Consider the following 15,117-nt stretch of genomic DNA (forward strand, 5'->3'; position numbering starts at 1 on the left):
ACAAACGGAGAGGAAAAATTTTACCTTTCAGGCGGCGGCCGGCGATTTCCGTGATGATAGGGAGCCAGAGCATCGCGCCTTATCCGGGAATCGCGCGTCCCCGGATAAGTCAGAATAGAATCAGCGCGCTTCCTGTCGTTCGGTATTGTACAGGTGCACGTCCATCTGCGGGTAAGGGATACCGATACGGTTTTCGTCCAGCGCCCGTTTAAAGCTTTCCATCAGATCCCAGTAGACCGCCTGGGCATCGCCGTTGGTGGTCCAGACCCATACCACAAAGTTCAGGGACGACGCCGCCATTTCATTCAAGCGGATAGTCACGCCTTTATCATGCTGAATACGCTTATCGGCCGCCACGATATCGCCCAGCAGCTTTTTAACCACATCGATATCCGCATCGTACGCCACGCCGACGATAATTTCGGTGCGACGATTGGGCTCACGCGAGCTATTGATGATATTTCCCGCGATGATTTTACCATTCGGCACCACGATAACCTTGCCGTCGGTCGTCAGCAGCGTGGTAGAAAAAATCTGCACCTGCGTGACCGTGCCGGCAATTCCGCCCAAATCCACCGATTCGCCGATGCGGAAAGGCCGGAAGGTTACCAGCAGCACGCCGGCCGCAAAGTTCGCCAGCGAGCCTTGCAGAGCCAAACCGACAGCCAAACCCGCAGCCCCCAAAACCGCGATTACCGACGCCGTTTGCACGCCGACCCGGCTCAATACCGCAATCAGCGTAAAAGCGATAATGCCGTAGCGCACCAGGGCGGAGAGGAAATCCGCCACCGTCGAATCAATGGCGCGGCTCACCAAAACTTTATTCAGCGTTCCCGCCACCACGCGGGCGACAAGCAGCCCGACGACCAGAATCACCAGCGCGGCGACGATATTCACCGCGTACTGCAACAAGATATCCTGATGGCTGACAAACCAGCCTGTCGCCTGTTCTACACCAACATTCAGTTCTTCCATATAACACTCCTGATTTTTATGCCCTTTGTCAGAGCATAACCTTCACACCAAAAACCGCAATCTGCGGCGAAATCAATATAAAACTAAGGCTCCCGAGGGAGCCTTACGATATTTCCGCCATACTTCAAGCTGCATGCGCGTCGGCTTTTCTGCAACTCGAATTATTTAGGGAATAAACCTTTAAGAATCTTAGTTAAAGAACGTCGACCGCGTTCAGTTCTTTAAAGGCTTTTTCCAAACGTGCGATCATGGTGCCCTGAGCGGCACGCAGCCATGCGCGCGGATCGTAGTATTTCTTGTTCGGCTTGTCGGCGCCTTCCGGGTTGCCCAGCTGAGCCTGCAGATACCCTTCGTTTTTCTTGTAGTACTGCAGAATACCTTCCCAGGTCGCCCATTGGGTATCGGTATCGATGTTCATCTTGATAACGCCGTAGCCGACCGCTTCTTCAATTTCAGCGGCGGTGGAACCGGAACCGCCGTGGAATACGAAGTTCAGGCTATTGTGCGGCAGGTTGTATTTTTCAGAGACGTAATCCTGAGAGTTGCGCAGGATTTTCGGCGTCAGCTGTACGTTGCCCGGTTTGTAAACGCCGTGAACGTTACCGAAAGAAGCCGCGATGGTGAAACGCGGGCTGATGGCATTCAGTTTTTCGTAGGCGTAAGCCACGTCTTCCGGCTGAGTGTACAGCGCGGAGTTGTCCAGGTGGCTGTTGTCCACGCCGTCTTCTTCGCCGCCGGTGCAGCCCAGTTCAATCTCCAGCGTCATACCCAGTTTCGCCATGCGAGTCAGGTATTTGCTACAAATTTCAATGTTTTCTTCCAGAGACTCTTCAGAAAGATCGATCATGTGGGAAGAGAACAGCGGTTTACCATGCGCGGCGAAATATTTTTCGCCCGCATCCAGCAGCCCGTCCAGCCACGGCAGCAGTTTCTTGGCGCAGTGGTCGGTATGCAGGATAACCGGAACGCCATAGAGTTCGGCCATCTGGTGAACGTGATGCGCGCCGGAAATAGCGCCCTGGATTGCGGCCTGTTGCGGCACGTCGGATTTCAAACCTTTGCCGGCGATAAATGCGGCGCCGCCGTTAGAGAACTGTACAATCACCGGCGAACGTACTTTAGCCGCGGCTTCCAGTACGGAGTTAATAGAATCGGTACCGACGCAGTTTACTGCCGGCAAAGCGAATTTGTTTTCTTTTGCTACTGCAAAAACTTTCTGAACATCATCACCGGTGATGACACCAGGTTTTACGAAATCAAAAATTTTAGACATGTTACGTGTCCTGTTTCGTTGGCCGTGGGGTTAAAAAATCTGTTTTTTCATCAGCGGCTGCTCCGGCGCCCGGCCGGAACAACCAACGCGGGGGCGCTCATGACGCCCCGCTTAAAACATTACTGCTTGGCGCGCTCTTCCAGCATAACGACCGCCGGCAGCTTTTTCCCTTCGACGAACTCAAGGAAAGCGCCGCCGCCGGTAGAAATATAGGAAATTTTATCAGCGATACCAAACAGGTCGATCGCCGCCAGCGTGTCGCCGCCGCCGGCGATGGAGAACGCGGCGCTGTCGGCAATCGCGTTGGCGACGATTTCAGTGCCTTTACGGAAGTTCGGGAATTCAAATACGCCGACCGGACCATTCCACAGGATGGTTTTGGCGTTTTTCAGAATGTCCGCCAGACGTTCCGCGGAAACGTCGCCCAGATCCAGAATCTGCTCGTCATCTTTAATCTCGGTGACGGATTTCAGGGTGGCAGCGGCGGTTTCGGAGAATTCGGTCGCGACGCGCACATCGGTCGGAACCGGAATATCGCAGGTTTCCAGCAGTTTTTTCGCTTCGGGGATCAGGTCCGCTTCGTACAGCGATTTACCGACGTTATGGCCTTGAGCCGCGACGAAAGTATTGGCGATGCCGCCGCCGACGATCAGTTGATCGGCGATTTTGGACAGCGAATCAAGTACGGTCAGCTTGGTTGAAACTTTGGAGCCGCCGACGATGGCGACCATCGGACGAGCCGGGTTGCCCAGCGCTTTGCCCAAGGCTTCCAGTTCGGCGGACAGCAGCGGGCCGGCGCAGGCGATAGGCGCGAATTTACCTACGCCGTGAGTCGAAGCCTGGGCGCGGTGAGCGGTACCGAATGCGTCCATGACATAGACGTCGCACAGCGCGGCATATTTTTTAGCCAGCACTTCGTCGTCTTTCTTCTCGCCTTTGTTGAAGCGCACGTTTTCCAGCACAACCAGTTCGCCTTCGGCAACGTCCACGCCGTCCAGATAATCTTTTGCCAGACGCACCGGAGAAGAGAGCTTATCTTTCAGGTAATTGACAACCGGCAGCAGAGAAAACTCTTCGTTGTATTCTCCTTCGGTCGGACGGCCCAGGTGGGAAGTCACCATCACGCGCGCCCCCTGTTTCAGGGCGGCTTCGATGGTCGGCAGAGAAGCGCGGATACGCGCATCAGACGTCACTTTACCTTCTTTTACCGGCACGTTCAGATCCGAACGGATCAATACACGTTTGCCAGCCAGATCCAGATCGGTCATCTTAATTACAGACATGGTGAATCCTCTTGTTGATTCTCTTTTAAAGTTGCTTGAGCGAGATATTGATCCGCGATCAATACCGTCGTACTAGAAACCGCAGGCCGCCATCGCCCGAGTGGTATCCAACATTCGGTTGGCGAACCCCCATTCATTATCGCACCAGACCAGTGTTTTAATCAGATGCTGACCGCTAACCCGGGTTTGCGTGCCATCAACAATAGCACTATGCGGATCGTGGTTAAAATCGGCCGAAACCAACGGCAATTCGGTGTAATCAACTATACCACGAAATGCCCCATGCGCTGATTTTTGAAAAAGCGCATTAATTTCATTGACGTTTACCGCGTTCCTCACGCTGACGCTCAGATCGATCGCCGTCACGTTGATGGTAGGCACCCGAACCGATATCGCTTCGAAACGGTCGAGAAACTGCGGGAAGATCCGGGTGATGCCGACCGCCAATTTCGTATCCACCGGAATGATGGACTGACCGGCCGCGCGGGTACGGCGCAGGTCGCGGTGATAGGCGTCGATCACCGGCTGATCGTTCATCGATGAGTGGATCGTCGTCACCGTGCCGTTTTCGATGCTGAACGCGTCATCCAACAGTTTAATGATCGGAATAATGCAGTTGGTGGTGCAGGAGGCGTTAGACACGATGCGGTGTTCGGCGATTAAATTTTGATGGTTGACGCCAAACACCACGGTGGCGTCCAGATCGGGCGTTCCCGGATGCGAAAAAAGCACTTTTTTGGCGCCGGCCGCCAGGTGCGCTTCGCCATCTTCCCGGCTGCCGTAAACGCCGCTACAGTCCAGCACCACGTCAATGCCCAGCTCGCGCCAGGGCAACGGCGGGATCGCCGTCTCATGCAACAACCGGATACAATCATCCCCGACATACAGCCGATCGCACTCTTGACGCACATCCCAGGGGAAACGGCCGTGACTGGAGTCGTACTTCAGCAAATGGGCCATGCCTTCGGCGCTTGCCAGTTCGTTGATCGCCACTACCGCGATCTCGGCCCGACGGCCCGACTCATACAGCGAGCGTAAGACATTGCGGCCAATGCGGCCAAAACCGTTTATCGCAATACGGATTGTCATGCAATTCCCTGTGTAACGATGATAAAACCACCCTCATAGAATATATGCTTCTTGCTCGAAGCGGCAGTGGTGTCGGCATTTTTCCCATCGCTCGGCCATTTCTGCGAAAAACCGTCTCCGGCAAGCCGGATTGCGGAATAAATGCCGCCAACATCACAACTGAAACGCTTCAGCTAGCATAAACGAATTAACCTGCAAAAGAAATATTCTCACTCGACTCTCGCCAGAAGAGTGACCCACGTCATAAAAAACACCGAGATCGTTTGCGCTTGCTGACAAACCTGTCTGTCAGATTGAGATACCCGGGGCGACCACGGGGTGAGGCGTCTGCGTCAGCGGCGCGCCGCCCTTCGCCGTCGGCGATCCGCCGTGACGTCGGGCGTTTTAAACCCGACCGCCGCCCTTATTGCTCTGCCGCAGGGAAAATCCACAGATGCGCCTGCGGCAAAGAGAGCCGGTACGACGCGGGTTCCCGCGCCTCGGCGCCATAGGCTCGCACGGCGAAATCTTCGGCTACCGTGCGGAATAGATACTCCCAGCGATCGCCGAGATACATGCAGGTCAACAGCGGCAGCGTCAGTTGGTTCCCGGCGGGCGCCTCGTCCAGGCGGACGCGCTCTACGCGAATCACCGCCGTCGCCTGCCGGCCGATCGCCACGCCCTCTCCCGCCAGCCCCCAGAGCGCCCAATCCTTACCTTCAATTTTCGCCCTGCCGTCGCGTATTTCGCTGATTTTGCCATGCAGGCGGTTGTTGCTGCCCATAAATTCGGCGCTAAACAGGGTCGTCGGCGAGCCGTACATGGCCTGCGGCGAGCCTTGCTGTTCAATGACCCCATTATTGAGCAGCAGGATACGATCGGAGATCGCCATCGCCTCATTCTGATCGTGCGTAACCAGCAGCGCCGACAGGCCCAGTTTGACGATCAGTTCGCGCAGAAATACCCGCGCCTCTTCGCGCAGCTTGGCATCAAGGTTCGACAACGGCTCATCCAGCAGGATCACCGGCGGGTTGTACACCAGCGCGCGGCCGATCGCCACGCGCTGCTGCTGGCCGCCGGAAAGCTGATGCGGATGGCGTTTGCTTAAATGCCCTAGCCCAAGCTGGTCAAGCGCGGTTTGCACGCGCCGGACGATCTCCGCCGCCGCTACCTTGCGCAATCTCAGCGAGTAGGCGACATTCTCAAACACGGTTTTATGCGGCCACAGCGCGTAAGACTGGAACACCAGCCCCAGGTTGCGCTCTTCGGCGGGAATAATTTCACCGCGCGCGCCGCCGTCGAAAACCGTATTGCGGCCGATGATAATGCGGCCGCGCGTGGGTTTTTCCAAACCGGCCACCGCGCGCAGCAGAGTGGTTTTCCCGCTGCCCGAAGGGCCCAGCAGCGAAACCACCTCTCCCCGCGTCAGCTGCATGGATACCCCTTTTAACACCGGGTTATCGCCATAGGTCAAATGGAGGTTCTCGACGGAAAGCTCAATCATGTAATTTCACTCCGAAACGCAGGGCGACGCCCAGACCCAGCACGACCAACAGAATATTGATAAAGGAGAGCGCGGCGACGATATCAATCGCGCCGGCCGCCCACAGAGAGACCAGCATGGAACCGATGGTTTCGGTTCCTGGAGACAGCAAATAAACTCCGGTGGAGTATTCACGCTCGAAAATCAGGAACATCAGCAGCCATGAGCCGATCAGGCCGTAACGCGACAGCGGAATGGTGACGTGGCGGGTTATCTGGCCGCGGCTGGCGCCGGCGCTGCGCGCCGCCTCTTCCAGCTCCGGGCCGACCTGCAGCAGCGTCGAGGAGATCAGCCGCAGCCCGTATGCCATCCATACCACGGTATAGGCCAGCCAGACGCTGAAAATCGTGCTGCGCAATGAGCGCAGCCAGACTATCCAGTGCGCCCTCAGCCATTCCGCCATCGGCAACCCCGACAGCCAGCCCTCTTTCAGCGCGTTATCCAGCCACATGGGCAAAAACAGAAATACCCACAGGAACGCCAGCCCCGCCAGCAGCCCCGGTACGGCGCGCGGCACCAGTACGCTATAGTCGAGAAAACGGGTCACGCCGTCGGGCTTGCGGTGCATGGCGATGCCGATAAACAGGTAGCAGATCACGGCCAGCGCCCCGCCGATCGTCCCTATCGCCATCGAATTGACGATGGCCCGCATCAGGTTGGGCTGCTGCCAAATCGTCCGAAAGGCATTCAGCGACAGCCCGTCCCAAAGAGAAACGCCGACGCCCCAGTTGGCGATGAAGGCGCGCAGCATCACCCCCAGCAGCGGCACGCCTATCGTCACGGTCAGCCAGAGCACCACAACGGCGCCGGCGACCCAACGCCACTTTCCCAACGGCAGCGCATGGGCCTGCGCCGCCTTGCCCTTGACGGTGACGAAACGATTGGCGGTGCGCATCAGGCGGCGCTGCAGCATAACCAGCGGGATGGTAATGCAGATAAGCACCACCGCCACCGCCGCCATCAAATGATAAGAGGGGGTGCCCAGTTTGTTGGTGAGCTGGTAAAGGTAGGTCGCCAGCACCAGATTGCCCTCGGGGTCGCCCAGCACCAGCATCAGGCCGAACACCTCCAGCCCGAGAAAAAACAGCAGCACGCCGGCGTATAGAATCGACGGACGCACCATCGGCAAACTGACGGCGGTCATGATCTGCAGCGGAGACGCGCCCGCGGTGCGCGCCGCTTCCTCCACGTCGGAGCCCACGCTGCGCAGCGCCGAAGAAATATAAAGATAGGCATGGGGCACATGGGTCAGCCCGGCGATCGCCACGATGCTCGCCATTGAGTAGATATTCCACGGCACAAAGCCCAGCACCCCTTGCGCCCACAGGGAAAAGAACCCCGCCGGCCCGGCCGCCACCACATAACCAAAGCCCAGCACCATCGGCGAAACAAAAATAGGCACCAAAATCAGCGGTTCAATCAGTCTGCGGCCGGGCAAATCGGTTCTGACCATCAGAAAGGCCAGAATGCCCCCCAGCGGTATGGCGATGGCGATCAGGCCAAAAGCCAAAATAAAGCCGCTTTTCAGCGCCTTGTAAAAATCCTCATCGGTAAAAATAAACTGGAACGCCTCCAGGCTGAGCGTTTTGACCGGGGAGAAAAACGGCGCGGAGAGAAAACTCTGAATGATGATAAACGACAGCGGCGCATAGATAACCAGCGCGGTTATCAGCACCACTACGCCGCGCGGCAGGCTCTGCCGCTTTCCGCGCCATGCTTTCATAGAAAATCCCGATGATGATAAGCCACGATAGCCCGGTCCGGCGCTTATTTCGCCACCGCGGCGCGCCACTGTTTAATGTAATTCAGACGCTTCGCCGGTTGCAGATACTCCAGCAGGCTTTCATCCACCGGAATCGGCTTTAAGGCGCGGCCCAGCATTTGCGTCATGCCGTCAATATCATTCTTGCCTGCGATATCGTTGCGGATGGAAGGAATATCGGCCTGATTGGCAAGAATGCTCTGCCCCTTTTCGGACAGCACATAGTTAAACCACAGCTTTGCCGCGTTGGGATGGGGCGCCTCTCTGCTGATAAAGGAGACGCGCGACAATACCAGGGTGTAATCCTGCGGATAGGCGATGCCCAACGACGGATCCGTTTTGGCGCGCGCTTCGGCATAAGACCCCAGGATATTGAAGCCAATCAGATTTTCGCCTGACGACACCCTTTCCATCATGGTGCCGGTGGAAGACTGCACCGCCAGACCGCCCTTGGCGACATCAGCCAGCGTGGTGAAATAGTGCGGATCCGCCTTGGCGTCCTGTACCGACAACATAAAGCCCAGCCCAGACTTTTCAATATCGTAGGTGGTGACCTTCTTGCTGAATTTTTCGCTCTGCCCGGCGATAAGTTTCGCCAGTTCGGCGTGCGAACCCGGCACGTCGCCCTGCGGAATCAGGCGCTTGTTATAGATAAAGACCACCGGCTCATAGGTGGTGCCGTAGGCTTTCTCTTGCCAAACGGCCCACTTAGGCAGTTGGTTCAGCTCCGGAGAAACGTATTCCAGCGCATAATCGGTCGCCAGCTTCAGTACGGTATCCATGGACGAGCTCCACAACACATCGCCGCTGGCGCCGCCCGCCGCCTGTTCACTAATAAAACGGTTATATAACTCCGTGCTGTTCATGTCGTTGTATTCGACCTTCACGCCCGGATACTGCGCCTCAAACCCCTGAATCAGCGGGCCGGCCGCTTTGGTATCGGTAGTGGAGTACACCACCACCTTGCCTTCTTTCCTGGCGCCCTCAACGATGGACTGATACTCGGACGGGTATCCCGCCGGCAGTGCCGCATAGGCGGTAACCGAGCCCAGTATGGCGAGCGTCGCGCCGATTTTTATCAGCATACCAACCCCCTGATTACATAATTAGAACAAAATTAACGTATAGTTAATAACCGTTTTTAATCAATGCGGCCGCTTTGTTATTTTTCGGTTTTGTGAAGCTGGGCGTTTTTTAACCAAAAAACGCGGCGCGATACGACGGCGGCGTCAGATTAAGGCGGGTTGGTTGGGGCGACGCCGCGTCGGAAGGGAACGATTTCGTCAACGCGTCACGATAGCGAACAATGTTTGAATGCGGGCGTCATGGAGGCGCCGTCTCGCGAAGAGAGGAGTGGCGGACGATGGCCGCGGGCGGGCAACGTCCGCCCGCGGCCACTGAGGGGATGGGCCTTACTTCAACAACGCTTTGGCCTTCGCCACCACGTTATCGACCGTGAAGCCGAACTCTTCAAACAGCAGCTCTGCCGGCGCGGATTCACCGAAGGTTTCCATTCCGACGATCGCGCCGTTCAGGCCGACATACTTGTACCAGTAGTCCGCGATACCCGCTTCAATCGCCACGCGCGCCGATACCGCCGGCGGCAATACCGCCTCGCGATAGGCCGCATCCTGTTTATCGAACGCATCGGTTGAGGGCATCGACACCACGCGAACCTTATGCCCTTGCGCCGTCAGCTTGTCATAGGCGCCCACGGCCAGTTCGACTTCAGAACCGGTGGCGATCAGGATCACCTCCGGTTGACCCTTGCTATCTTTCAGCACATACGCGCCTTTCGCCACATCGGCCAATTGCTGCGCGCTGCGCTCCTGCTGAGCCAGGTTCTGGCGCGACAGAATCAACGCCGTCGGTCCGTCCTGACGCTCAATGGCATATTTCCACGCCACCGCGGTTTCCACCTGATCGGCCGGGCGCCAGGTGCTCATATTCGGCGTAACGCGCAGGCTGGCCAGTTGCTCAACCGGTTGGTGGGTCGGGCCGTCTTCGCCCAGGCCGATGGAGTCGTGGGTATAGACGTAAATGCTGCGAATTTTCATCAGCGCCGCCATGCGCACCGCATTGCGGGCGTATTCCACGAACATCAGGAACGTGGCGGTATAAGGGATAAAGCCGCCGTGCAGCGAGATGCCGTTGGCAATCGCCGTCATACCGAATTCGCGCACGCCGTAGTGGATATAGTTCCCGCCGGCATCCTTATCCAGCGACGTCGAGCCGGACCACATCGTCAGGTTGCTTGGCGCCAGATCGGCGGAACCGCCCAGGAATTCCGGCAGCAGCTTGCCGTAGGCTTCCAGCGCATTCTGCGAGGCTTTACGGCTGGCGATTTTCGCCGGATTGGCCTGCAGTTGCTCAATGAACTTCTGCGCGTCGGCCTGCCAGTCGGCCGGCAATTCACCGTTGGTACGGCGTTTAAATTCGGCTGCCAGATCGGGATAGGCGCTGGCGTAAGCGGCAAAGGCTTCATCCCAGGCGGCTTCTTTACGTTTGCCGGCTGCTTTCGCATCCCACTCGGCGTAAATTTCCGCCGGGATCTCAAACGGCGGATATTTCCAGCCCAGCTGTTCGCGGGATGCCGCCACTTCGCTATCGCCCAGCGGCGCGCCGTGGGAGTCGTGCGTGCCGGCTTTGTTCGGCGAACCGAAGCCGATCACCGTTTTACACATCAGCAACGAAGGCTTGTCGGCCACCAGCTTGGCTTCGTTGATGGCGCGCTTAATCGCATCCGCATCGTGACCGTCCACGCCGCGCACCACGTGCCAACCGTAAGCTTCAAAACGGGCGGCGGTGTCATCGGTGAACCAGCCTTCTACGTGGCCGTCGATGGAGATGCCGTTGTCATCATAAAACGCCGTCAGCTTGCCAAGTTTCATGGTGCCGGCCAGCGAGCAGACCTCATGAGAAATGCCTTCCATCATGCAGCCGTCGCCCAGGAAAGCATAGGTGTAATGGTCGACGATCTCATGGCCCGGACGGTTAAACTGCGCGGCCAGCGTACGCTCCGCAATCGCCATCCCCACCGCATTGGCGATACCCTGCCCCAGCGGTCCCGTCGTGGTTTCCACGCCGGGCGTATAGCCGTACTCGGGATGGCCGGGAGTCTTGGAGTGCAGCTGGCGGAAATTTTTCAGCTCTTCGATAGGCAGGTCATAGCCGGTAAGGTGAAGCAGGCTATATATCAACATTGAAGCGTGGCCGTTGGACAGCACGAAACGGTCGCGGTTGGCCCAGTGCGGGTTGGCGGGGTTATGGTTCAGGTAATCACGCCACAGAACTTCGGCGATATCCGCCATCCCCATCGGGGCGCCCGGGTGACCGGATTTGGCTTTTTGCACACCATCCATACTCAGCGCACGAATAGCATTGGCAAGTTCTTTACGAGAGGACATGCTTTACTCCAGATCGGATTGAACAGATGTCTTATCAGACATAGGATATATTAATCAACACGTTAGCCAAGAAAGGCACAGAAAAGATGTTTACAAATGTACATGAAAATCAGGGCGAATGCACATGGAACAGCGAGCAAAAACGGAGGATTCGATCGCTGATTTACCCCGCGCGATTTTTCCGGATCGCAGAGCATCGCCGGCTCATCGCTTATAAATAAATAACTATCGGATATAAATCAGAATTATTTTCTACTCACTGACAATATTTTCCGTTATCTTTCCCACGCTTTTATTTTTACACATCACTTATCGTAAGGAGATAATGCGATGACATTGCGAAATTCTTTACCTCTGCTGGCGCTGAGTATCGGCGCTTTACTCAGCGGCTGCCAAAACCTTGATTCCAGCGCGTTGATGCAATCCGGCGCCCAGGCTTTTCAGGCCGCCACCCTCAGTGACGACCAGGTGAAAACGCTGAGCAACCAATCCTGCGAACAGATGGATAAAGAAGCCCAAATAGCTCCCGCCAACAGTGTGTACACAAAACGTCTGAATAAAATTTCGAATGCTTTGGGCCATGATATTAACGGCACGCCGGCCAACTATAAGGTTTATCTGACCAAAGATGTCAACGCCTGGGCGATGGCGAATGGCTGCATCCGGGTTTACAGCGGTTTGATGGACATGATGACGGATAATGAGATCGAAGGCGTTCTGGGTCATGAAATGGGCCACGTTGCGCTGGGCCACACCCGCAAGGCCATGCAGGTCGCTTACGCCGCCACCGCGGCGCGCTCCGCCGCGGCTTCCGCGGGCGGCGTCGCCGCTTCTCTATCGCAGTCCCAGCTTGCCGATCTGGGGGAAAAACTGGTTAACGCCCAGTTCTCCCAGTCGCAAGAGTCGCAGGCTGATGATTACTCGTTTGATCTGCTGAAAAAACGCGGCATCAAGACTGAAGGCCTGGCGACCAGCTTTGAGAAACTGGCCAAGCTGGATGCCGGACGTGAAAGCAGCATGTTTGATTCCCACCCCTCATCCGAGGAACGGGCCAAACATATCCGCGAACGTATTGCCGCCGGCAAGTAATCGTTTAGACGTTTGATATCCATCCGGCGCCTGATACCGTCAGGTGCCGCGACCCATTCTCCCCCGCCCTTATGAGTCGCCATAAAATATGGGCATCATTCCGCCTCTCGCCATACCCGCGCTGCAAAAGGCGTATAAGGCCATTAAATAAAGATGCGTAAACCCTTATCATCAGGCCAGGGATGTGCGCCGGCACATCCCTCTGCTGCAATTTCTCTTTGGGTATCAGGATGTTATTCGTCCTCTAAATACGTGTACCCGTAAAGACCGCTTTCAAACTCTTCCAGGAATTGATCCTGAAGCGCCGTATCCAGATCGGCGCCTTTTACCTGATCGCGGAAACGCGCCATCAACACCTCGGGATCGAGCTGAACGTACTCCAGCATGTCCGCAACGGTATTCCCCTCGTCCGATTCGTCGATCTCAATAGAACCATCCTGGAAAACGAAGACGTCGACGGTCGCGGTGTCGCCAAACAGGTTATGCATATTCCCCAGAATTTCCTGATAGGCCCCTACCATGAAAAAGCCCAGCAGCGGCGGATTCTCGGGATCATACGGCGGCATCGGCATCGTTGTCGCGATACCGTCGCCGTCAATGTAGTGATCGATGGATCCATCGGAGTCACAGGTAATATCCAGCAATACCGCGCGGCGATCGGGCTGCTTATTCAACCCTTCCAGCGGCATCACCGGAAACAGCTGATCGATTCCCCATGCGTCCGGCATCGACTGGAACAGCGAAAAGTTGACGTACAGCTTATCGGCCATGCGCTCCTGCAGCTCGTCGATAATCGGCCGGTGCGCGCGGTTGCTGGGATCCAGCTGCTGCTGAATTTTCTGACAGATGCTCAGATAAAGCTGCTCCGCTTTCGCCCGCTGGGTTAGATCCAGTATGCCGTGCGTGTATTGCGTATGCACATCGTGCAGATCCATCTGGCTGTCGTGCAGCCATTCGCGCAGCGAACGCCGATTTCCCGGCTGTTTGATCTCCTGCCAGGTCGACCACAGGCTTTCCAACGCGCGCGGCGCATCCTCTTCCGGCACCGCAGGTTCGCTGAACTCGTTGCGTTCCACCCCGATGATATTGGAAACCAATACGGTGTGATGCGCCGTCACCGCCCGTCCCGATTCGGTGATTACCGTCGGGTGCGGCAACCCATATTCGTTGCAGGCGTCGCCGATGCCCCAAATCACATTATTGGCATATTCGTTCAAACCGTAGTTTACCGAACAATCCGACTGGGAACGCGTCCCCTCATAATCCACCCCTAAACCGCCGCCGACGTCGAAACACTGGATGTTGACGCCAAGCTTATGCAATTCGACGTAAAAGCGGGCGGACTCGCGCACCCCGGTGGCGATATCGCGGATATTCGCCAGTTGGGAGCCCAGATGGAAATGCAGCAGTTGCAGACTATCCAACCGCCCCGCGTCGCGCAGCATTTCAACCAGTTGCAGTACCTGCGCCGCCGCCAGGCCGAATTTGGATTTTTCGCCGCCGCTGGATTGCCACTTGCCGGAGCCCTGGGAAGCCAGCCGGGCGCGGACGCCGAGACGAGGCACCACGTTCAGCCGCTCCGCTTCCTCCAGCACCAGCTTAATCTCGGACATTTTCTCGATGACCAGATACACCTTGTGTCCCAGCTTTTCGCCCACCAGCGCCAGCCGAATGTACTCGCGGTCTTTATAGCCGTTGCAGACGATCACCGTACGCGTCATGCCGGCGTGGCCCAGCACCGCCATCAGCTCCGCCTTCGATCCGGCCTCCAGACCCATCGGCTCGCCGGAATTAACCAGCGATTCGATAACCCGGCGATGCTGGTTGACTTTGATCGGATAAACCAGAAAGTAGCCTCCCTGATAGCCGAAAGAGTCGCGCGCCCGTTTAAACGCCGCATTAATGGAGCGCAGACGGTGCTGGAGAATCTGTGGAAAACAGAACAGCGCCGGCAAGCGCTGGTGATTCTCTTCCTGCAGCTCTTTGACCAATTTAGCCAGATCGACGCGCGCTTCCGGCACATCGGGATCGGGACAAACGCTGATATGCCCTAACTCGTTGACGTCGTAATAGTTATTACCCCACCAGGCAATATTGTAGGTACGAAGCATTTCGCTGGCATTTTGGTCATTCATGGCAACCTCCTGCATGGAGCGCAAATTTTCACGTTTACCCGTCGCTGACGAGCCCTGATAGATCATGTCGTCAGACATAACGACCCCCTTCTTCCATACTGCCGATCGCCCCGGGGGCTAAATAAACAGCCTGCGTAAGTAGGCTGGCAACACTCTGCATCGACAGTAAAAAATCAGACTGAATACAGTATGTCGCCGTTTTATTACTCTTGTTAGTGTAAAACACGTTGTCAGACTCCGTGGTGCGGGTCAGTGAAAACTCATGGCGAAAAAAACAGGACACCATTGCCGGAGGCGCGCGGCCCGTTTCCGGCCCAGGAAACAGCGGCGGATTAGCCGGCCCTGGAATCCTGCGTCGAATTCATAGAGAGGCAACTTCGGGCAAACAAAGGGAAGGGGCGAGCGCATGACGCGATGGCGTCAAAAGAAAAGCGTTGTGAACGCAACGCACTCAGTAAACAACGGGTCATTAATCCTATCACCTCCACGCATGCAGCAGAGCATACGGTTAAGCTATCAATAAAAACGGTCGATATACCTAATCACGATCGGCAAACCGCTTGCGCGTTTATACCGGTATGA

General features: G+C 56.5%; 10 protein-coding genes. 1 reads left to right on the forward strand and 9 read right to left on the reverse strand.

All coding sequences use genetic code 11. From position 1 onward, the window contains the following. Positions 1 to 120 precede the first annotated feature (120 nt). The 8 genes from mscS to tkt all read right to left on the reverse strand — a co-directional run bounded on the left by mscS (position 121) and on the right by tkt (position 11,311). A complete protein-coding gene (mscS, locus tag VSX58_RS15475) occupies positions 121 to 975 on the reverse strand; it encodes a small-conductance mechanosensitive channel MscS (RefSeq protein WP_327618871.1) in 855 nt (284 codons plus the stop codon). 193 nt (positions 976 to 1,168) lie between these two features. Beyond that, complete coding sequence (gene fbaA, locus VSX58_RS15480) at positions 1,169 to 2,248, reverse strand: class II fructose-bisphosphate aldolase (protein ID WP_327612221.1); 1,080 nt, start codon at positions 2,246 to 2,248, stop codon at positions 1,169 to 1,171. 119 nt (positions 2,249 to 2,367) lie between these two features. After that, on the reverse strand, positions 2,368 to 3,531 hold the full coding sequence (gene pgk / locus VSX58_RS15485) for a phosphoglycerate kinase (RefSeq protein ID WP_327612222.1): 1,164 nt from the start codon (positions 3,529 to 3,531) through the stop codon (positions 2,368 to 2,370). Between the two features lie 72 nt (positions 3,532 to 3,603). Then, the gene (epd, locus tag VSX58_RS15490; protein WP_327612223.1) at positions 3,604 to 4,620 is read right to left on the reverse strand and encodes an erythrose-4-phosphate dehydrogenase; all 1,017 of its coding nucleotides are present in this window, start codon (positions 4,618 to 4,620) and stop codon (positions 3,604 to 3,606) included. A 403-nt stretch (positions 4,621 to 5,023) separates the two neighbouring features. After that, complete coding sequence (locus VSX58_RS15495) at positions 5,024 to 6,103, reverse strand: ABC transporter ATP-binding protein (RefSeq protein ID WP_327618872.1); 1,080 nt, start codon at positions 6,101 to 6,103, stop codon at positions 5,024 to 5,026. Beyond that, a complete protein-coding gene (locus VSX58_RS15500) occupies positions 6,096 to 7,865 on the reverse strand; it encodes an ABC transporter permease (protein WP_327618873.1) in 1,770 nt (589 codons plus the stop codon). The genes VSX58_RS15495 and VSX58_RS15500 overlap by 8 nt, the downstream gene beginning before the upstream one ends. A gap of 44 nt (positions 7,866 to 7,909) precedes the next feature. After that, positions 7,910 to 8,989 carry an ABC transporter substrate-binding protein gene (locus VSX58_RS15505; protein ID WP_327618874.1) on the reverse strand — a complete coding sequence of 360 codons (1,080 nt, stop codon included), beginning with the start codon at positions 8,987 to 8,989 and terminating at the stop codon, positions 7,910 to 7,912. Between the two features lie 327 nt (positions 8,990 to 9,316). Next, complete coding sequence (gene tkt / locus VSX58_RS15510; RefSeq protein ID WP_327618875.1) at positions 9,317 to 11,311, reverse strand: transketolase; 1,995 nt, start codon at positions 11,309 to 11,311, stop codon at positions 9,317 to 9,319. A 330-nt stretch (positions 11,312 to 11,641) separates the two neighbouring features. Between tkt and loiP the strand changes: the two genes are divergently transcribed. After that, positions 11,642 to 12,400 carry a metalloprotease LoiP gene (gene loiP / locus VSX58_RS15515; RefSeq protein WP_327618876.1) on the forward strand — a complete coding sequence of 253 codons (759 nt, stop codon included), beginning with the start codon at positions 11,642 to 11,644 and terminating at the stop codon, positions 12,398 to 12,400. A gap of 233 nt (positions 12,401 to 12,633) precedes the next feature. Here loiP and speA read toward each other — a convergent pair whose 3' ends face one another. After that, positions 12,634 to 14,613 carry a biosynthetic arginine decarboxylase gene (speA, locus tag VSX58_RS15520; RefSeq protein ID WP_327618877.1) on the reverse strand — a complete coding sequence of 660 codons (1,980 nt, stop codon included), beginning with the start codon at positions 14,611 to 14,613 and terminating at the stop codon, positions 12,634 to 12,636. Between the last annotated feature and the right edge of the window lie 504 nt (positions 14,614 to 15,117).

The organism is Brenneria populi (assembly GCF_036016195.1).
Classification (GTDB): Bacteria; Pseudomonadota; Gammaproteobacteria; order Enterobacterales; family Enterobacteriaceae; genus Brenneria; species Brenneria populi.